Below are 19,508 nucleotides of genomic sequence, written 5' to 3'. Positions count from 1 at the left end.
TTTCGCTGAGGGTTACCTGACCCGGCGCAGTCCCGGGGTGAGCGCCGCGCGGGAGCTGATCCATTGCTCACCCTGCTTCGCCGCCCGCGCCAGCGCTCCCCGTTCACCGAGATACGCGGCCACCACACCGATCACCGGCACGTTGCCGAGCAGAGAGTAGGTGCTACCGGGCCCCGGCCGTTGATCGAGCTCGGTGGTGAGTGCACGCAGCGTGCGGGCCGTGCGCCACAAGACGCCTATCAGTGCGAACGGACGCCACGACGACTCCCCTGTGTCGGGGCGGGGCTCGTCACCGTCGGCAGACAGGGCGCGAGCGTCGGCCTCACGCCGGCACAGCACCGATGCCAGCAGCTCCACCTGCTCGGCCCGCTCGGTGACACCGTGCTCCCGCGCGACGGCGACGAGTACCAGAGCCTGGTTCGCGAACCCGAGCAGGTCTCGGATGGGCAATCGGTTCAGGAGAACGCCGAACATGCCCGGAAACGCGACCGCGATCGTGTTGAGTGCCCCGATGCGCGTCACCCACCACCGAGCGCGTTCGTCGTCGGACGCCTTCTCCCACGACGCCGTTCCCGGGAACTGGATCGTGTCCAGCACCCAGGCGATGCCGTCGAGCAGGGCTTCTGCGGCGCTGCGCTCCTCCGGTGTCGGGACGAACGTCCGGCCCTTGATTCCGAACGGGTCCGTCAGTGCCAGATCGAGCACAGGGTTGATGCCGCGCGCGGCCCGATCCAGTATCGCGACGACCTTGTCGTCTCCGAGCCGATCCGTATCGCTCATGCTGCCGGTGACCTTCCTTCGCGTCGGGCGTGGGTGGTGGTGCGTTCGCGTGCCGGGCGGCCGATCCCCTCGGCGATGGCCCGTAGTTCGGCGACGGTCTTCTCCGAACCGTGCTCGGACCCGGCCATCCGGGAGATGGTTTCCTCCATCAGGGTGCCGCCGAGATCGTTGGCACCGCCCTGCAACATCACCTGAGTACCCGTGACACCGAGCTTGACCCAACTGGTCTGAATGTTCGGGATCCGCCCGTGCAGCATGATCCGGGACAGGGCGTGCACGGCGCGGTTGTCGCGGTTGGTCGGGCCCGGACGCGAGGCACCCGCGAGATACAGCGGCGCGCTCTGATGCACGAACGGCAACGGCACGAACTCGGTGAAACCACCGGTCCGGTCCTGGATTCCGGACAGCACCCGCAGATGCCCCACCCAGTGCTTCGGATTGTCGACGTGGCCGTACATCATCGTCGAACTCGACCGCAGCCCCACCTCGTGCGCGGTGGTGACCACCTCGACCCAGGTGGCCGTGGGCAACTTCCCCTTCGTCAGCACCCAGCGGACCTCGTCGTCGAGGATCTCCGCGGCCGTGCCCGGGATGGTGTCCAGACCCGCCTCCCGCAATTCGGTGAGCCAGTCCCGGATGCTCTGCCCACCCTTGGCGGCACCGTTGACGATCTCCATCGGCGAGAACGCATGCACATGCATCGACGGCACCCGCTTCTTCACCGCCCGCACCAGATCGGCGTACCCGGTGACCGGCAACTCCGGATCGATACCCCCCTGCATGCACACCTCCGTCGCCCCGGCGACGTGCGCCTCCCACGCCCGGTCCGCGACCTCGGACGTCGACAGGGTGAACGCATCCGCATCACCCTTGCGCTGCGCGAACGCACAGAACCGGCAACCGGTGTAGCAGATGTTGGTGAAGTTGATGTTCCGGTTCACCACATACGTGACCTCGTCCCCGACCGCCTCCCGGCGCAGGGCGTCGGCCAGCGCCACCATCGCCTCGAGACCCGGACCCTCGGCCGTGGCCAACGCCAGGTACTCGTCGTCGGTGCATCCGGCCGGGTCGCGTTCGGCGCTGCGCAACGCCGCCAGCACATCGGTGTCCACCCGCACCGGGCCACTGAGTTCGAGGACCTGCTCACGGACGGTCTCCCAGTCCCCGAACGCACTGCCCAGATCGCTGCGGGTATCGGTGTTGCGGCCGTCGGTGTCGATTCCGGTGTGCAGATCCACCCGCCCGGTCGACTCCCACGACTCGTCCGGCTCCTGCCACGGCAACCCGACCGGGACCGTCTCCGGCCGCGCCAACCCGGTGTCCGGGTCGGCGAGGGCCTGCACGTGCCCGAGGATCCGCGGATCGATCCACGGCGAGCCGGCGAGCACGAACTGTGGCTGCGCCGCCGTGCGTTCGGTGAGCACGAACCCGGCCTGCGCGGTGATCTCGGCCAGGGTGTCCAGATTCGGCCACGGGCGTTCGGGGTTCACATGGTCCGGGGTCAACGGCGACACCCCACCCCAGTCGTCGACACCGGCACCGAGCAACGCCGCACATTCGGTGTTCGAGACCAGGTTGGGTGGTGACTGGATCCGCATCCCCGGACCGAGCAGCAACCGCGATACCGCAATCGACGCCAGAAATTCGTCGAGACCGGCATCGGGGACATCGCGCATCGCGGTATCCGGTTTGGCCAGGAAGTTCTGGATGATCACTTCCTGAATGTGCCCGAACGCCTTGTGCGATTTGCGGATCGCCATGATCGACTCGGCACGCTCGCGCACGCTCTCGCCGATACCCACCAAAATCCCCGTCGTGAACGGCACGTTCAACCGCCCCGCGTCGGTGAGCGTGCGCAGCCGCACCGCCGGATCCTTGTCCGGGCTGCCGTAATGGCATTCACCCTTGTCGGTGAACAACCGGGTGGCCGTGGTCTCGAGCATCATCCCCATCGACGGCGCCACCGGCTTGAGGCGGGAGATCTCTTCCCAGTTCATCACCCCGGGATTCAGGTGCGGCAACAGCCCGGTCTCCTCGAGCACCCGGATCGACATCGCCCGCAGATAGTCGAGCGTCGAATCGTAGCCGCGCTCGTCGAGCCACTGCTTGGCCTCGGGCCACCGCTCCTCGGGACGATCACCCAACGTGAACAGGGCCTCCTTGCACCCCAGTTCAGCGCCCCGGCGGGCGATCTCGAGCACCTCGTCCGGCTCGAGATACGCACCCCGGCCCTCGGCCCGCAGCTTGCCCGGCACGGTCACGAACGTGCAGTAATGGCACTTGTCGCGGCACAACCGCGTCAACGGAATGAACACCTTGCGTGAATACGTGACCGCCCCGGGTCTGCCCGCCGCCAGCAACCCAGCATCACGCACCTTCGCCGCCGACGCACACAGATCGACCAGATCATCACCACGCGCCTGCAACAGAACAGTGGCCTCGTCGACATTCAACGTCGCACCGTCCCGGGCACGCCGCAACACACGCCGCATAGCCGAGGCAGAAGGTGCCACTTCCTGCACCGATGCGCCAGTCGAGGTCGCCGCTCGAATACCCGGTATGGGAAGCATGGTGGGCCGGCCGGTCTCTTCACCTGAATGGGTCACCCAGCGATCATGCGCCACCCACTCGCGCACGTGCCACTCAGACTCCCCCGAGCGGCCCGTAACGCTATTCGCGCGGATAGTCTTCGTCGTCCGGGACGACTCGGCTCTGCTCCGCGGCATCCGCCTCGTTCACTTCCAAGGACGACACCCCTTCTACCTGGTCAGTGGGCTCGTCGTCGACGGCCAGTTCCTGCTCCAGACGGTCGGCCTCGGGAACCTCCGGAGAGTTGGCCGCATCGAATGACGTCATGTCTGCGCTCCTTTCGCTTCGGGGGTCCTCCCACGATAGGTCTGTTCTCGACAGAATGCCGGTGCACGGCCAAAGTAGGGGCATGAGTGCGCCCGCTACCGTCACCATGGCCGATCCGCTGTGGCGGCCCAGCCCCCGAGCCAGGCAGCTGTGGGCCATCAACGCCGCACTCTTGTGGCTCCCGGTCTTCGCCCTCCAGGCGGTGGGTGCCTTCGTCGGCACCTGGTGGCCGACCTGGGCTCAGATCAGCGTTGCAGCGGCCACTGTCGTCCTCGCCCTGTTGCATGTCACCGTCGTTCCGTTCTGGCGCTATCGCGTGCATCGCTGGGAGATCAGCGACACCGCCGTATACACGCGCACCGGATGGTTCACGCAGGAACGGCGCATCGCCCCGATCTCCCGGGTGCAGACGGTCGACACCGAACGCGGCCCGATCGACCGCATGCTCGGTCTCGCCACAGTCACTGTGACCACGGCGTCGTCGGCCGGTGCCGTCAAGATCACCGCCCTCGACCAGGACACCGCAGATCGCACCGTGGCCCAGCTCACCGAGATCGCCGGAACCAACGTCGGCGACGCCACGTGACTGCGCCGCCGCCGCCCGGAGTCGCGCCTCCCCTCGCTCAGGGGGAGGCCGCGGCCGCTGCCGAGGCAGAACAACCTTGGCTCCGCCTGGATCGGCGGATGCTGCTGGTTCATCCGGTGAGCGAGATCGTGAAGCTGCTGCCCGTGCTGCTGCTGTCGCTGATCGTCGGCAGCCAGAGTGGGAACCACGTGTGGGGTCTGATCGCGGTGGCGGCGTTCGTGGCACTCGGCCTCTCGCGCTGGTTCACCACGAGCTACCGCATCGGTCCCGTCCACGTGCAATTGAGGCAGGGACTCTTCCGCAAACGACTCCTCTCCATTCCCCGGAACCGCATCCGCTCGGTGGATGTCGAGGCGGGAGTGCTGCATCGCCTGCTCGGATTGTCGATCGTCCGGATCGGCACGGGACAACAGGTCGGTTCCAAGCCGGACGCGGCGAAGTTCGAACTCAATGCCCTCTCCGCCGTCCTCGTACCGGATCTGCGCGCCGCACTGCTCTCCCACACACCCGAAACAGTGCCCGGACCCGGCACGATCGCCGCCGAGCGTCCCGTACACGAGATCGGGCACTGGAGGCCCTCCTGGGTGCGATACGCCCCGTTCTCGCTGACGGGCGTCGTCACCATCGGCGCGATCGTCGGCATCGCATTCCAGTACGGAATCGCCCGCGAGATCGCACGGTCCTCGACGGTGACCGAAGGTATCGAATCGGCCGAGCGGCTCGGTATCGCGCTCGTGGTGGTCTTCGGAATCGTCGTAATCCTGATCGCTGCCAGTGCACTGGCATGTATTCGCTATCTCCTGGCGTACGGCAACCTGACCCTCACCGACAACGGACGGACACTGCACGTCAGCCACGGTCTCCTGAAGACCCGGCAGACGACGCTCGACCGTGCGCGGTTGCGGGGCACGACCTTGAAGGAGCCGTTGCTTCTCCGGCTGGCCGGCGGTGCCCGGCTCGACGCCGTCATGACCGGGGTCAGCGCCGAGAAACACGAGTCCTCGCTTCTGCTTCCCCAAGCGCCGCGCCGTGAAGCCGAACGGGTGATGGCCACGGTGATCGGAGACAGTCGTCAAGCCGCGGTGGCACTGAGGCCGCACGGAGCTGCCGCACGACGGCGGCGATACACGAGGGCGCTGATCCCGGCGGGTGTCGCACTGCTTGCCGCGCTCGTCCTCGCGGGGGTCGGCCGTCCGGTGATCTGGCCCGTGTGGGCAGGAATCGGTGTGGCCACGGTCGCCGGAGCTGCCCTCGCCTGGGACCGGTACCGCGGGCTCGGCCACGCGATTCTTCCCGGTTGGCTGATCACCCGCAGCGGCTCCCTCGACCGGGCCCGCGACAGCCTCGAGGCGAACGGCATCATCGGTTGGACCGTCCGCCAGACGTTCTTCCAACGCCGGTCGGGGGTGGCCACCGTCATCGCCGCCACCCCCGCGGGCACCGGAAAATACCTCGTGATCGACCTCCCCGCCGATCAGGCGTGGACTCTCGTCGAGTCCGTGACTCCAGGCGGAGGTGACGTGTGGGCGCGCCGCTGAACGATCTTGCGCGCCTCGACGCCGAACTCGTCGACTGCCGCGCCTGCCCACGTCTGGTGGAGTGGCGAGAGAAGGTGGCTCTCGAGAAGCGCGCCGCCTACCGGAACGAAACATACTGGGGCCGACCCGTTCCGGGATTCGGACCACCCGACGCCGCCATGCTGATCGTCGGACTCGCTCCTGCCGCACACGGCGGAAACCGGACGGGGCGGATGTTCACCGGCGACCGCAGCGGCGACTTCCTCTACGCGGCGCTGCATGCCGTCGGTCTGGCGAGTCAGCCGACCGCCACGCACATCGGTGACGGCCTCGAACTGTTCGGCACCAGGGTCACGGCACCCGTGCACTGTGCGCCGCCCGACAACAAACCCACGCCTGTGGAACGGCAGACCTGCCGTCGCTGGCTCGACGCCGAATTGAGAATCCTGCAGCCTCGGCTGCGCTCGGTGATCGTGCTCGGCGGATTCGGCTGGCAGGCACTGCTGCCCGTGCTGGAGGACGCCGGATGGGTCGTCCCGCGACCCCGCCCGAAGTTCGGCCACGGCGCCCACGTCGAACTCGCCGGCCGAAGCGGCCCTCTGCACCTGTTCGGGTGTTACCACGTCAGCCAGCAGAACACCTTCACCGGCCGCCTCACCCCCGCGATGCTCGAGTCGGTGCTCTCCGAAGCCGCACGCGCGGCCGGGTTGATGGGGTGATCCGGCTCCCCGGGCGAACGGTACATCCGACCCGTCTGAAGCGCCGAAAGTGCCGTTCACCCCAGTTGGCGCCGGTTGGGCAGTTCCTCGATGATGTATTTGGCCATGCTGCCCAACCGTGAGCGGGTGGGTTGCATGGTGTCGACACCGAGCACGGTGAGAGGCGACGCCGTCACCGAACCGACGCAGATCGCGGCCACCGGCCCGTTGAACGCGCGGACGAGAGCGTCGACGCGTCCGACGTCCTTCGCAGTGCTCAGCAGCGAGGACACCGCCGGCGCGCTGGTGAAGGTGACCGCGTCGACGTCACCACCGGTGATGCCGTCGACCAGCGCCCGCAGGGGTCGTTGATCGACGGGCCGTATCCACCGGTACACCGACACCGCGGTGGTCCGCGCGCCCGCCTCGGCCAGGGAGACGCTCAAATCGGTGATCGGTTCCCACTCCGTGATCGTGCCGTGCAGTTGGACCGCAACGTGTAGCCCCTGCACTCCCTCGGCGATGAGGTGTTGCGACACTTCCTCGGACGACTCCGTCTCCGGCGACCACTCCTCCCGCAGGCCCGCACCGCGTACGGCGCCCTTGGCTTTGGGACCGCGGGTGATGATGCGTGCCGAGCTCAACGCGCCGACGAGGGCCTCGTCGTTACCCCAGGCCCGTGCGGCGTCCATCCACCCCCGGAAGCCGACGGCCGTGCTGATGACGACGAGGTCCGGCGGAGAGGCGATGATGTCGGCCGTTCGCGCTTTCAGATCGGAGTCGTCGACCAAGGGCAGCACGTGGATGGCAGGTGTGTGCGTCACGGTGGCACCGTGACGTTCGAGCAGCGTGATGAACTCCGCGGCTCGGCGTTCGGCGGTGACGGCGATGGTCAGTCCCGCAAGTTCATCGTTCGACATTGTCCCAGTGTGACGGACGTTCCGGCTTATGCTGACGAGATGATCACTGCCGTGCACACGCTCGTCTATGCCGACGACGCCGAAGCTGCCCGCGACTTCTTCCGGGACGTGCTGGGCTGGGACCACGTGGACGCGGGAGGCGGGTGGCTCATTTTCCGCACCGGCCCCTCCGAGATGGGCGTGCATCCCACGTCGGACGACCGCGGCGGGGAGCCGTGGTCGACGCAGCCTCACCATGAGATTTCGCTCGTCTGCGACGACATCGAGGCGACAGTTGCCGAGTTGAAGGCGAAGGGCGCCGAGTTCACCCGCGACGTTCGCGACGAGGGGTACGGCCTGACCACCGCGCTGAGGATTCCCGGCGCCGGCGAGATGATGGTCTATCAGCCGCAGCACCCGGTCGCGTACTGAAGGTCGGGTACCCAGAGGTCCAGGCGCTCAGGCAGGAACTGGGGACGTGGGCGGCAGCGGCGACCCGACCTTCCAGAGATATGCGGCAGGCGGAATCAACGCGCCGAGAAACAGCAGCAGGGTCCACACGGACGCGAGCAGGAGAACGTCGCCGCCCGGCCCCCCGAGCATGCAGAGCAGGAAACCCACGATCCACCCGACGAGTGGGAGGACTGCGGCGCCCACCCGGCCGGTCGCGGACCGCGCGGCGATCACCAATGCCACATTGACCGCTCCGGCGACGAGGATGCTCACCGGGAACGGCGTCGCCCCGAGGTACAGCGGAAGGAAAAGTACGGCGAGGACGGCACACAAAAGGCCGTCGAACACCAGCAGGGCAAGGGTGGCCCTTGCCAGAACGTCCGTATGTTCACGTTTTTCTGCGGTGCCGACGGCCATGTGTCAATAGTGGATCAGGGGACCGGTGGGTAACCCAGCAGGGTCAGCAAGTGACTCTGCATGTCGGCAAATCCATACAGCACGCTGTAGTACAGCTCGCGCTGAGCGGGCCATGACGGCCTCAGCGAGTCGACGAACGCCACTATGGCGTTCTGAACATCCCAGTTGTACATCGAAGACCTCTCCTGACGGGCGTCACACGGACTCGGACTGAGCCACTGCGTGATGTGCGCCACAGTGTAATACGTAATGCCAGTCACAGTTAAGTGCGGTCATGCCCGGCACCGCAGAGGTCAGAGCTCTACACCGGCGAAGAGGTCACGCTCACGACCACGGTCGTCGACCTCCCCCGACCGACCACGGGCCAGCACGAAGTGTTCCTCCGAAAGGATCGGCTGGGCGACGGCGTTGGAGAGCGCGAACTCGGCACCTCCGGGCGCCACCCTCACCTGCGTGGCATGAGCCGCGAGTGCGGCCTGCTTGGCGTCCAGCACCGCCCGCACGTCGATCACCGTGGTGACCTGGGAGTCGGGCACGCTCGGTAGTTCGCCGGGCTCGGGCAGTCGCCATCCTTCGGGGAGGTCGCCGATCCGGCAGATCCCCGATTCGAGCGCGCTCGCCTCGGTGACCGTCCAGTACAGCTTGGCCACCGGCCACGGCTCACCGGCGTCGGGAAATGTCGTCGTCCCCGACGCCTCTACCGCCGCCTCCGTGAGGCGATGCGCCTGGATGTGGTCGGGGTGCCCGTAGCCGCCGTGCTCGTCGTAGGTGACGACGACGTGCGGTCGCAGCTCCCGGATGACCGCCACCAAGGCTACGATCGCCGTTTCTTTGTCGGCGTTGACGAAGGCGCGCGGATGAGCTGCCGAGGGCGTACCCGCCATTCCCGAATCGCGAAAGTGCCCCGCCCCTAACAGGAACCGCGGCCGGCCGGCGCCGAGAATCGACAGGGCAGACCTCAGTTCGCCGATCCGGTATCCGCCGAGCTGATCGGCGGCACCGGCAACGAGCCCGGCCCACTCGTCCCCGATCACCTCGCCTTCCTCACCCAGCGTGCAGGTCAGGACGTGTACCTCGACACCCTCGGCGGCGTAATGCGCGATGGTGCCACCGGTGGTGATCGTTTCGTCGTCGGGATGGGCATGGATGAAGAGAAGGCGCCGATCGGTCATTCCTCGATCCTGCTCCAACCGGACGCGTCACTGAAAATCCCTACCGGCACAGCGCCCGACAGCGACACTCCCTCGACACCGGGCCCTACCGCCACCAACGTGCGGTCCTGCATGATCGGTAGCACGGCAGCAAGATCCCACAGTCGGCGATCTGCGTCGGCCAGAGCCTGGGATACGTCACCCGCACCGCGCAACGCGGCGTCGATCGCGGGCTGCAGCGAGGGGTCGCACAGGCCGGACAGATTGGACGGCGCTTCCGCCTCTGCGGCGGAATTCCCTTCCGGTGCAGCCCCTTCGGCTCGAGCCGGCGTGTTCGTCGCTGCGGCGGGCGGGCAACTGTGCCGGGAGGCCAGCGCGGTTGCCGGATCGGAACCGTCGCGGGACCATCCGACGACGGCACCGATCTCGCCGCTCGTCAACGCTTCTCCGTACAACTCCTCCGCGGGTATTGCTTGCACACTGGCGTCCACTCCGGCACTACGCAGTTGGTCGGCAGCCGTGTTCGCGACAGCATTTGCGGTGTCATCCCCCTCCGGAGTTCCGATGACGAGCGAGAGCGGCACGCCACCACGGACGAGCCTCACCTGCGGCACGGTTGCGGCGGGATCGGGAGTGGGCGCGGCAATGTCGGAGACATAGCCGTATTCCGCGAGCTGCGCCAGCACCTGTTCGCGGGACGGGCGCGCGGGGGCGGTAGCGGTGTAACCCGGGTCGGACGGGGCGTACACCTGCGAGCGGGTGGGTACGGCGGCCGCTTCGCTTCCCGCCCCGACGACCGCCAGAAGGTCGGTATCGAGCAAGTCCAGCAGACTCCGCCGTACCCGGACGTCCGCGAGTTCGGGCACCCGTCCGTTGAGGGTCAGCGACAGCCCTCGCGGCTGGAACGACGCACCCGTGCGCACGGTCGGGATCGCCGCGAGCTGAGCGGAAGTGGCTGTGCCGCCGTGAATCTGCACGATCTGCGTGTCGTTGTTGCGCATCGAGTCGGCGAGCTGCGCGGGGGTTCCGTCACGCCGCATGAGTATCTGGTCCGGGGTCGCCGGCTTGTCCCAGAATCGATCGTTACGTTCGAGCAGAATTTCGTCGCGACCGCGGTCGATGTTTTTGATGTGGAAGTGTGCGCCCGACACCGGAATGTTCTCGGACAGCCCGGTGGCGAATCCCCCCGGCGAATCCTTGATCAGGTGCGACGGCAGGAGGTCGGTGAACAGCTCTCGCCACGCCGGGTACGCGGACTTCATCACCACGTTCACAGTCTTGCCACCGCCCGACGACCGCACGTCCTCGATGAGTTGATAGCCGGCCGGGTCGACGGCTCCCGGGGCGCTGATCATCTGCTGCCACAGGTAGCGGAAATCCTCCGCGGCGATCGGCGCACCGTCGGACCATTGCGCTTCGTTGCGTAACTGATAGGTGATGGTGAACGGTTCCTGCGACGAGACCTCGGCGGATATCACGAGCGAGGTATCGGGGATCCAGTTACTGCCACCCACACGCTGCGGGTCGGGGACGGGGCGGAACGGGCTCGGAAGGACGAGTGCGCTGACGGCGGAGTTCGCCGGCGACTGATCCGACAGGAGATGCGGGTTGAATCCACTGCCGACGTCGTCGATGGCCACCACGACGGGCTGCTTCTCCGTGGGTGAGACGGTGGGTTTGGGGCTGTCGGTGCTCTCGACGGGAGGCGGCGGGTCGGCCGTACACGAGGTGAGGACCGTCGTGGACACTGCGAGAAACACCGCGGTGGTCACGAGCCCGTTGCCACGCCTTCGACGCCGAACTCCCCACGCTCTGTCGATCGAACCCCCAGCAACCACCGCGCCGCCTTTCCTCAGAGAGACCGGAAGGCTCCGGAAACCCTCGAGCGAATGTACCTTCGGTCGGCGATCGACCGAAGGTACATTCGCCCGGTTGTGTCTTACGTGGTCGGACGCCGGACCTACAGGGCCGCCTTGTCGCGGGCCTTGGAACGCGAACGCTCACGGGCGCGGTCGGTGGCCGACAGGTGCACCTTGCGCACCCGCACGACCTCCGGGGTGACCTCGACGCACTCGTCGCCGGCGCAGAACTCCATCGCGCCCTCGAGTTCGAGCTTGATGGGCTTGGCGAGGGTCTCCATCACGTCGGCGGAGGACTGACGCATGTTGGTCAGCTTCTTCTCGCGGGTGACGTTGATGTCGAGGTCCTCCTGGCGCGGGTTGATGCCCACGACCATGCCCTCGTAGGTATCGGCACCCGGCTCGACGAAGAAGGTGCCGCGATCGGCCAGCTGGATCATCGCGAACGGGGTGACGGTGCCGGTGCGGTCCGAGACGAGCGAGCCGGTGTGGCGTGCCCGGATCTCGCCGGCCCACGGTGCATAACCGTGGAACACCGCATTGGCGATGCCGGTGCCGCGGGTCTCGGTGAGGAAGTCGGTACGGAAACCGATGAGGCCACGCGACGGGACGATGAACTCCATCCGAACCCAGCCTGCGCCGTGGTTCGCCATCTGGACCATCTTGCCCTTGCGGTTGGCCAGCAGCTGGGTGATGGCACCGAGGTACTCCTCGGGGCTGTCGATGGTGAGCTCCTCGAAGGGCTCGTGCACCTTGCCGTCGACCTGCCGGGTGACCACCTGCGGCTTGCCTACGGTCAGCTCGAAGCCTTCGCGGCGCATCTGCTCGACGAGAATGGCGAGCGCGAGTTCACCACGGCCCTGCACCTCCCAGGCGTCGGGGCGACCGATGTCGAGGACCTTGAGCGAGACGTTGCCGACGAGCTCCTGGTCGAGGCGGGACTTCACCATGCGGGCGGTGAGCTTGTGCCCACTGACCCGGCCGACGAGCGGCGACGTGTTGGTGCCGATGGTGACCGAGATGGCGGGCTGGTCGACGGTGATCCGAGGCAGCGGGACAGGGTTCTCCAGATCGGCGAGCGTGTCACCGATCATGATGTCGGGGAAACCGGCGACGGCGACGATATCGCCGGCAACCGCCCTCTCGGCAGGCTGACGCTCGACACCCTTGGTCGCGAGCAATTCGGTGATCTTGGCCTTGGTGACGACGGGCTCGCCGTCCACCTCACGGCACCAGGAGACGGTCTGACCCTTGGTCAGCTCGCCGTTGTGGATGCGCACCAGCGCGAGGCGGCCCAGGAATGCGGAGGCGTCGAGGTTGGTGACGTGAGCCTGCAGCGGCGCGTCGACGTTGCCCTTGGGTGCAGGAACGTAGTTCAGAAGCACGTCGAACAGGGCGTCGAGGTTCTCGGCGTCCGGTGCGTGACCGTTCTCGGGCTGACTCTTGGACGCCTTGCCCTCACGGCCGGAGGCGTAGAGGACCGGGAGGTCGAGAGCGAGTTCGGCGGCTTCCGCGGCCTCGTCGTCGAGGTCCGAGGCGAGGTCGAGAAGCAGGTCGTGACTCTCGGAGACGACCTCTTCGATGCGGGCATCGGGACGGTCGGTCTTGTTGACCACGAGGATCACGGGCAGCGAGGCAGCGAGGGCCTTGCGGAGCACGAACCGAGTCTGCGGCAGCGGGCCCTCGGACGCGTCGACGAGCAGGACGACACCGTCGACCATGGACAGGCCGCGCTCGACCTCACCACCGAAGTCGGCGTGGCCCGGGGTGTCGATCACGTTGATCACGGTGACGCTGCCGTCGGCATGGTGCTTGTGGACGGCAGTGTTCTTCGCGAGGATCGTGATGCCCTTCTCGCGCTCGAGGTCGCCGGAGTCCATGACGCGATCGACCAGCTCGGCGCGCTCCTCGAAAGCCCCCGATTGGCGCAGCATGGCGTCGACGAGAGTGGTCTTGCCGTGGTCGACGTGTGCGACGATGGCAACGTTACGGAAGCTGGTGATGGTCACGCGATGGCTCTCCTGGCTGAGTTGATTCGGCCACGCGAAAGTTCACTCGCACGACCTTCTGGCGGCCGCATTGTCATCCTGATTCAGAAATCCCTCGTCGAGGCGATGGCAAAATCGCTCATACAGGCATCGCGGCCACGTAAATACTACCCGCCCGCGGCCCGGTTCCGCGCATCGCGGACGTCGAGGGGCATCGGGCACCAGCGTAAAGTGATCTGCGCCACGCAATGTGCGGGCCGGTTCCAGGTCGGCAGCGGACGAAGTCGCGGCCACGCTAGCCTGGGTCGAGCGTCGCATCCGGTGTTCCGTCAGAGCTAGGGAGGCCGAGCCGAGCATGGGCAAGATCAAGGCCACCGAGGTCTCGGGCCTCAAGCCGAAGAAGAAGTGCTGCCGCAGCAAGAAGCGTTGCCTCAAGTGCCCGGTGGTCATCATGCGGATGAAGAAGCTCGAGAACGAAGGCGCCTCCAAGAAGGACCTGAAGAAGGGCCTCGTGAAGGCCCGTAAAACCTGAGCCGGCGGCCCGATCGACCGTTGTTCTCAGTTTCCACCGTCGAGGTACGGACGCAGGTCCGGCACCCATCCCCGATCGTTGCCGACCAGGTCGATCTCCCCGAGCTCTCGGCCGTTCACCCACCGCACCTCGGCATGGTCGAGCGCGGACGGTGTTCCCGACACCAGGTCCACCCGGTAGGCGCGGAGCACGCGCCCGTCGGGAAGGGGCACGTCGTCCCCTACCCTCGTGCCCCCTGCCACCTCGACGCCGAGTTCTTCTCGCAGTTCCCGCCTGAGCGCGTCCTCGGCCGTCTCCCCTGCTTCGGCCTTGCCGCCCGGCAGTTCCCACAGGCCCGCCAGCTCGGGCGGTCGCCTCCGCTGGGCGAGTAGGAGGCGTCCGTCGACGATTATCGCCGCAGCCACCACTTCGCCGTTGTTCGTGGCGGGTCTTGCAGGTTGCGTCGACACCGCACCATCATGGGGTATGACCGAGTTGCTGTCAGACGGAAGTATCGATGCCGGGCTCGCCGGACTGCCCGAGTGGCGGCGCACCGGCGACTCGCTGGTCCGCACCATCGAGTCGCCGAGCTTCATCGACGCGATCGAACTGGTCCGCAAGGTTGCCGCGGCCGCCGAGGCCGCCAACCACCATCCCGACATCGACATCCGGTGGCGCCAGGTCACCTACACCTTGTCGACCCACTCGGCCGGGGGGATCACACAGCTCGATCTGGATCTCGCTGCACAGATCGACGTGCTGGCAGGGTAGGCGTCAGCTTCGCCCGCCTGCCCGCCCAGGCAATCCAGGCATACACGGCGAATGCGCCCACCACGTCGACGGTGCCGAGCCACGCGAGCACCGCAGGCCGTGAGATGAGCCAGATCGAGTCCTGGAAGAAGCTCAGAACCCACGGCACCCCGATCAGCGTCGTGACGAGCCAGTACCCCGCGACGACCCGGGTACCGAGCATCGATCCGTAGGGACCGTGAAGAAGCCAGATCAGCATCGGGATCACCCATACCCAGTGGTGTGACCACGAGATCGGGGACACGAGCAGTCCCAGCAGCTCCACGACGACGAGTGTGCCCAACCTGTCGTCGCGGGCGAGAGCGCGCCAGGCGAGCACCGCGAGGACCACAGTGAGCGCGACGCCCACCACCCAGACTGCACCCGTTCCGACGTCGTACCCGAGCAGCCTCGACAACGCCCCGCGCAGAGATTGGTTCCATACCGAACCGACCGGACCGATGCGATCTGCGTCCCCGAGGAGGTGGGTGAAATACTCACGTGCCTCGGAACCGACCAAGAGATAACTGAGGCCGACGGTCGCCGCGAACGCGACGCCCGAGAAGACCGCCGCTTTCCACCTGCGCTGGAGCAGAAAATACAGCCCCGTGATGGCCGGGGTCAGTTTGATGCCCGCCGCGAAGCCGACGAGCGCACCCGACAGCCACCACCATGAACTACGTACCGCAGTCATCACGAGCAAGGCGAGGAAGACATTGATCTGCCCGTAGTCGAGTGTGGTGCGCACCGGCTCCAGCCAGACGCCCACCGTCGTCCACAGAAGTGCCACCGTCCGCCAGTGGGGTCGACGGGCCGCCGCGCCGAGCACGAGACTCAGACTCATGCGGGCCAACGCATACAGCGCGAGGATGGTGAGCAACTGCCAACAGACGCCGACCAGGGTGAACGGCAGGAAGTGCAGGGGAAAGAAGACGAGCGCCGCGAAGGGTGGGTATGTGAACGGCAGTGGAAAGTCCGGTGTCACTTCCGAATAGGTGAAGTCGTACAGGTTGCCACCGCCGAGAGCCTCCGAACCGTCGACGTAGACGTGTAGGTCGACGAGGTTCATCCCGTTGGGGCTCAGCAGTGTCCACGCCATCCGTCCGAGCACCGACAACGCGAGAAGCACAGGCGCCCAGCGCAACAGCGCCCGGCTTCCGGAAACACGTTGTGACGAGGGAGAAGACGGGGCCTCGGAGTCCACTCCGCCGTCGGACGCTCCTTCGTGGGACGCTGCTTGGTCGGACACAGTGTGGCGCTCTCCCGTGAGGTGTGTAGACGTCTCAGCCGATCCCGAAACGGTCCCGCACAGCGTAGACGCCCGGCCGCACACGCCCCGCTCTGTCCGTAGCAGCGCGTAACAGTTGCATCACCATCAACACTGATCACACCAGCCACAGGCTATGGTTCCGGGAAGGATCACCGCCGGGGTCACCATGCCATACACTCCCACCGGGGCGCCGCAGCTACCACGGGATGCACTCGTCAGCTGTACAACCCGGGGGCGCTGTACATAGAGTGGCCCCCCGAGCCGTAAGACGTGGATTGGATTGTCGTTCACGCTGTTATGACAAGGATGGGGAGACTGTGCTTCGAACCCGAGGTATGCGCAGGGCATTTACTGCTTTCGCAATTGCCGCAGCAGCAGCGATGGCAGTGCCGGTACAGGTATCCGCGCAGCCGACGCCGCCGCCCGTGCCCGAGGGCATGCCTGTGGAGATGCTCGCATCGTTCGCTCCCGCGATCATCGGCGCAGCCGCTGGTACCGAAGACATCGCTGCAGGCCCGCAGGCCGAACTTCTCGCGCAGGCACGCAACCTTCTCGAGTCTCCCGGCATTCCTCCCGAGATCAAGTCCACCCTCGAGCGCGTCATCACGTTCCTCGACGGCAGCGGTGGCGGCGGACCTGAAATCCCGCAGGACAACGCACCCGTCATCGCCCAGTTCCTGTACCCGACGCTCGGTAAGGGCTGCATCGGAGAGGGCGCCGATTCCGTCGGCACCGCACTCGCCGTGCCCGGACCCGCGCAGCTCCCGCCGCCCGGACCTGCGGCCGGACAAGCCGGCTTCGTGTTCACCGCGCTCGGAACCAGTGCGGTCGCTGCCGAGCAGCCCAATCCGCTGACCGTCACGTGGATCAACCTGGACAACCAGCGCCGCGAGACGCAGAACCTCACCAACGAGGCACGCATCAACCCTGACGGCCCTGCCACTCTGTCCGCGATTGCCGACACCGGCCCCGGTCGCGTCATCGCCGTCATCTCCGGCGGACTCACCACTCAGAAGGAAGGGGCGGCACCCATCACGTGCAGCTTCCTCCCGACCGTGGGTATGTTCCGCGTCGCATAGCAGTTCGACTTCACGAAAGGGCCCCCGGACTTCCGGGGGCCCTTTCGTCGGTCCAGCCCGATCACCGTGTGCCGACGACACCAGCGTGGTAGACCGAGGAATGCCCTCCACGCACTCGTTCCGCCGTTCTCGGCACGCCCACCGATCGATACTGTCGATTCGCTCGGAAGGGTCCATCCTCTCGATCGGGTCGGCCTACTCGGTTCTGTCGATCGGCAGCGTCGGCTCCGTCCTGTCGATAGGGTCGGCGGGCTCGATCGGGTCGGTGTTGAGCACGGGCTCGTTCGCCAGCCTGGGCTCTGCCCTGTCCGGACTCTCGGGCTGGTCTCTGATGTCCTGGCGGGGATGGCACGAGTCACCTCAGGAGCATCCCCAACTCACGGTCATCGCCGAAGAACCGGACCTTGCCCGGGACGCGACCGCGCACGTGCAGTCCTGAGCGCTACGACCCCGGCCGACCTTCCTTCGATCGGCGAGGCCAGCTCCGGCCTTCCAAGTTCTCTACCTCCGCGTTGAACTTCGACAGCAGTCGACGCAACTCTTCACGGTCGCCGTCGCTCCATCCGCCGATCACCCGTTCCACGCCGCTACGACTCAGCTGTCGATCACTGCGCAGGTGTTCGAGCCCGAGATCGGTGGCCTGCACCTTCCGCGCCAGTCCCCCGTCGGGGTCGGGGACGCGCTCGACCAGTCCTCGTCGCAGCAGTGCCCCGATCTGCCTGTTGATCGTCGAGATGTCCAGGCGGAACGCTTCCGATAGTTCTTTCAGAGTGACCGGATGCTCCAGTTCGAGGCGGCTGAGCAACAGGTAGGCCGAGCGATCGATCTGCAATCCCGCCCGTTGGGAATGCACGTAGTGCCTCGACAACAAGGTCAGCTCGTTCTCGATGTCGGCCGTCACCGCCTCGCGATCGGACACCGTCACCTCCAGAAGTTTTCTTCATCCTGCCCGATCGGCAGCGTTGTGCACCATACACATGATGTGTAGGGTACACATCTCTGGTGTCGTGAACGCGTCGCGCCGAACCTGTACACCCCGGGAGGTGTCGATGTCCGTTCCACCGCCGAACGCGGGTATCCGAAGCCGGCGGCACGCACCGTCCCTCATCCTCGGCGTCCTCGGCTCGTGCGGGATCGTGGTGGCGCTCATGCAGACGCTCGTCATACCGATCATTCCCGAGTTGCCCCACCTCCTGGGCGCGAGTGCGGCGAATACGTCCTGGGCGGTCACGGCGACTCTGCTCGTCGCCGCCGTCGTCACGCCGATCAGCGGTCGACTGGGTGACATGTTCGGCAAACGCCGCGCCCTGATCGGGAGCCTCACACTGCTGGTGCTCGGATCGGCGGTGTGCGCGATGGCCTCCTCATTGATTCCGATGGTGACGGGTCGTGCCCTCCAGGGTGCGGCCATCGGCGCGATCCCACTCGGAATCGCCATCCTTCGCGACGTGCTCCCGCCGAAAAGGGTCGGCGGCGCGATGGCGGTGATGAGCGCGACCCTGGGAGTCGGGGGCGCCGTGGGATTGCCCATCGCCGCCACCATCGCGCACTACACCGATTGGCACATGATGTTCGTCGTGTCCGCCGTACTCGGCTGCGCCTGTATCGCCCTGACCTTGCTCGTCATTCCCGAATCGCCCGTGCGGCGGCCCGGCCGCTTCGACTTCCTCGGAGCTGTCGGCCTGAGCGTCGTTCTCGTCACGTTCCTGCTGCCCATCACGAAGGGCGACGACTGGGGATGGGCGAGCGGGCAGACGCTAGGACTGTTCGCGGCGTCGTTCGTGAGCCTGCTCCTGTGGGGGTTCCTCGAGCTACGGACCGCCGCACCCCTGATCGATCTCCGCGTGAGCGCACGACCTCCGGTCCTGTTCACCAACCTTGCCTCGGTTGCCGTCGGCTTCGCGATGTACGGCACCTCCCTCTCGTTCCCCCAGTTGCTGATGGCTCCGGAGTCGACCGGTTACGGGTTCGGCCTGTCGATGATCACCGCGGGCCTGGTTCTCGCTCCCGGCGGCCTGGTCATGATGGCGCTGTCCCCGGTATCGGCGCGCCTGTCCGCCTGGCGGGGACCGAGGGTGACCCTGATGACCGGCGCCGTGGTGATCGGCCTCGGTTACGCAGTCGCGTACGTGGCGGTGTCCGCGGTCTGGCAGGTCCTGCTTGCCGGAATGGTGATCGGCGCGGGCATCGGCCTGTCATACTCCGCCATGCCCGCCCTGATCATGAGTGCGGTTCCCATCACGGAATCGGCGGCGGCCAACGGATTGAATTCGCTGATGCGGTCGATCGGCACGTCCACGTCGGCAGCCGTCGTCAGCGTGATCCTCGCGGGAATGACGGTCACCGTCGGCACGGCCGTCATCCCGTCGCTCGATGCTTTCCGCGCCGGGTTCATCGCCTCGATCATCGCCTCGATGGTCACCCTGGTTTTCGCCTGGCTGATCCCGTCGCCGAGGAAGGACCTACGACCCGTTGACGAAGAACGCGGTGTAGAGGACGGAGGCGATCGTGTAGCCGAAATCGATGAGCAGATCCATGGTGGAACTCCCGGTGTCGAAGTGAATGAAGTGACACCTGATGCATCGGCGTCGGCTCGCCGAGCGTTTCACCTCGCATCTCGCCCAGCGGAAACTTCCCCACGAACCGACTGAAACG

Annotated in this window: 21 protein-coding genes; 9 read left to right on the top strand and 12 right to left on the bottom strand. The window is 66.7% G+C overall.

Translation table 11 applies throughout. The features are described from left to right. Positions 1–12 precede the first annotated feature (12 nt). The 3 genes from ACH49N_RS12845 to ACH49N_RS12835 form a co-directional block, all read right to left on the bottom strand. Positions 13–780, bottom strand: a complete 768-nt coding sequence (locus ACH49N_RS12845) for a hypothetical protein (RefSeq protein WP_358272732.1) — start codon at positions 778–780, stop codon at positions 13–15. Next, positions 777–3,350: a bifunctional FO biosynthesis protein CofGH gene (locus ACH49N_RS12840; protein ID WP_358272984.1), complete on the bottom strand. Its 2,574-nt coding sequence runs from the start codon at positions 3,348–3,350 to the stop codon at positions 777–779. The genes ACH49N_RS12845 and ACH49N_RS12840 overlap by 4 nt, the downstream gene beginning before the upstream one ends. A gap of 100 nt (positions 3,351–3,450) precedes the next feature. Then, complete coding sequence (locus ACH49N_RS12835; protein WP_109331905.1) at positions 3,451–3,636, bottom strand: hypothetical protein; 186 nt, start codon at positions 3,634–3,636, stop codon at positions 3,451–3,453. A gap of 82 nt (positions 3,637–3,718) precedes the next feature. On the opposite strand from ACH49N_RS12835, the gene ACH49N_RS12830 reads away from it, so the two are divergent. From ACH49N_RS12830 to ACH49N_RS12820, 3 genes are read left to right on the top strand one after another with little or no spacing between them, the layout of a single operon-like run. Next, on the top strand, positions 3,719–4,222 hold the full coding sequence (locus tag ACH49N_RS12830; RefSeq protein WP_358272730.1) for a PH domain-containing protein: 504 nt from the start codon (positions 3,719–3,721) through the stop codon (positions 4,220–4,222). Beyond that, positions 4,219–5,760 (top strand): PH domain-containing protein, encoded by a 1,542-nt coding sequence (locus tag ACH49N_RS12825; protein ID WP_358272729.1) that lies wholly within the window; start codon positions 4,219–4,221, stop codon positions 5,758–5,760. The genes ACH49N_RS12830 and ACH49N_RS12825 overlap by 4 nt, the downstream gene beginning before the upstream one ends. After that, entirely contained in the window at positions 5,745–6,458 is a 714-nt protein-coding gene (locus ACH49N_RS12820; RefSeq protein ID WP_358272727.1) for a uracil-DNA glycosylase, read from the top strand. The genes ACH49N_RS12825 and ACH49N_RS12820 overlap by 16 nt, the downstream gene beginning before the upstream one ends. Before the next feature lie 56 nt (positions 6,459–6,514). Here ACH49N_RS12820 and ACH49N_RS12815 read toward each other — a convergent pair whose 3' ends face one another. Then, positions 6,515–7,357, bottom strand: a complete 843-nt coding sequence (locus ACH49N_RS12815; protein WP_159925390.1) for a uroporphyrinogen-III synthase — start codon at positions 7,355–7,357, stop codon at positions 6,515–6,517. 39 nt (positions 7,358–7,396) lie between these two features. Here ACH49N_RS12815 and ACH49N_RS12810 point away from each other — a divergent pair, with 39 nt between their 5' ends. Further along, positions 7,397–7,768: a VOC family protein gene (locus tag ACH49N_RS12810; RefSeq protein ID WP_109331918.1), complete on the top strand. Its 372-nt coding sequence runs from the start codon at positions 7,397–7,399 to the stop codon at positions 7,766–7,768. A gap of 27 nt (positions 7,769–7,795) precedes the next feature. Here ACH49N_RS12810 and ACH49N_RS12805 read toward each other — a convergent pair whose 3' ends face one another. From ACH49N_RS12805 to typA, 5 genes are all read right to left on the bottom strand, one after another. After that, positions 7,796–8,206: a hypothetical protein gene (locus ACH49N_RS12805; protein ID WP_159925388.1), complete on the bottom strand. Its 411-nt coding sequence runs from the start codon at positions 8,204–8,206 to the stop codon at positions 7,796–7,798. 14 nt (positions 8,207–8,220) lie between these two features. Then, entirely contained in the window at positions 8,221–8,379 is a 159-nt protein-coding gene (locus tag ACH49N_RS12800; RefSeq protein ID WP_201453444.1) for a hypothetical protein, read from the bottom strand. A 120-nt stretch (positions 8,380–8,499) separates the two neighbouring features. After that, entirely contained in the window at positions 8,500–9,378 is an 879-nt protein-coding gene (gene mshB, locus ACH49N_RS12795) for an N-acetyl-1-D-myo-inositol-2-amino-2-deoxy-alpha-D-glucopyranoside deacetylase (RefSeq protein ID WP_159925386.1), read from the bottom strand. Further along, complete coding sequence (locus ACH49N_RS12790) at positions 9,375–11,195, bottom strand: ABC transporter family substrate-binding protein (protein ID WP_358272724.1); 1,821 nt, start codon at positions 11,193–11,195, stop codon at positions 9,375–9,377. The genes mshB and ACH49N_RS12790 overlap by 4 nt, the downstream gene beginning before the upstream one ends. A 122-nt stretch (positions 11,196–11,317) precedes the next feature. Continuing rightward, positions 11,318–13,225, bottom strand: coding sequence for a translational GTPase TypA (typA, locus tag ACH49N_RS12785; RefSeq protein WP_109331922.1), 1,908 nt, complete (start codon positions 13,223–13,225; stop codon positions 11,318–11,320). A gap of 334 nt (positions 13,226–13,559) precedes the next feature. Between typA and ACH49N_RS12780 the strand changes: the two genes are divergently transcribed. Next, the gene (locus ACH49N_RS12780) at positions 13,560–13,736 is read left to right on the top strand and encodes a hypothetical protein (protein WP_358272722.1); all 177 of its coding nucleotides are present in this window, start codon (positions 13,560–13,562) and stop codon (positions 13,734–13,736) included. A 26-nt stretch (positions 13,737–13,762) separates the two neighbouring features. Here ACH49N_RS12780 and ACH49N_RS12775 read toward each other — a convergent pair whose 3' ends face one another. After that, a complete protein-coding gene (locus ACH49N_RS12775; protein WP_358272982.1) occupies positions 13,763–14,143 on the bottom strand; it encodes a (deoxy)nucleoside triphosphate pyrophosphohydrolase in 381 nt (126 codons plus the stop codon). 58 nt (positions 14,144–14,201) lie between these two features. Between ACH49N_RS12775 and ACH49N_RS12770 the strand changes: the two genes are divergently transcribed. Continuing rightward, entirely contained in the window at positions 14,202–14,486 is a 285-nt protein-coding gene (locus ACH49N_RS12770) for a 4a-hydroxytetrahydrobiopterin dehydratase (RefSeq protein WP_358272721.1), read from the top strand. Here the strand turns inward: ACH49N_RS12770 and ACH49N_RS12765 are convergent. Next, positions 14,434–15,753, bottom strand: coding sequence for a mannosyltransferase (locus ACH49N_RS12765; RefSeq protein WP_397504555.1), 1,320 nt, complete (start codon positions 15,751–15,753; stop codon positions 14,434–14,436). The two genes, ACH49N_RS12770 and ACH49N_RS12765, sit on opposite strands and share 53 nt — an antisense overlap. A gap of 356 nt (positions 15,754–16,109) precedes the next feature. Here ACH49N_RS12765 and ACH49N_RS12760 point away from each other — a divergent pair, with 356 nt between their 5' ends. Next, positions 16,110–16,853, top strand: a complete 744-nt coding sequence (locus tag ACH49N_RS12760; protein WP_109331925.1) for a hypothetical protein — start codon at positions 16,110–16,112, stop codon at positions 16,851–16,853. Positions 16,854–16,953: 100 nt separating this feature from the next. After that, positions 16,954–17,292: a hypothetical protein gene (locus ACH49N_RS12755; RefSeq protein WP_159925380.1), complete on the top strand. Its 339-nt coding sequence runs from the start codon at positions 16,954–16,956 to the stop codon at positions 17,290–17,292. Between the two features lie 3 nt (positions 17,293–17,295). On the opposite strand, the gene ACH49N_RS12750 is transcribed toward ACH49N_RS12755, so the two are convergent. Continuing rightward, entirely contained in the window at positions 17,296–17,778 is a 483-nt protein-coding gene (locus ACH49N_RS12750; protein WP_159925378.1) for a MarR family winged helix-turn-helix transcriptional regulator, read from the bottom strand. Positions 17,779–17,902: 124 nt separating this feature from the next. Between ACH49N_RS12750 and ACH49N_RS12745 the strand changes: the two genes are divergently transcribed. Next, entirely contained in the window at positions 17,903–19,504 is a 1,602-nt protein-coding gene (locus ACH49N_RS12745; RefSeq protein WP_358272720.1) for an MFS transporter, read from the top strand. Positions 19,505–19,508: the final 4 nt, after the last annotated feature.

The organism is Rhodococcus sp. NPDC019647 (genome assembly GCF_044389235.1).
Taxonomy (GTDB): domain Bacteria; phylum Actinomycetota; class Actinomycetes; order Mycobacteriales; family Mycobacteriaceae; genus Rhodococcus_F; species Rhodococcus_F oxybenzonivorans.
Note: the sequence above shows the minus strand (reverse complement) of the source record. Positions and strands in the feature narration are given on the sequence as shown.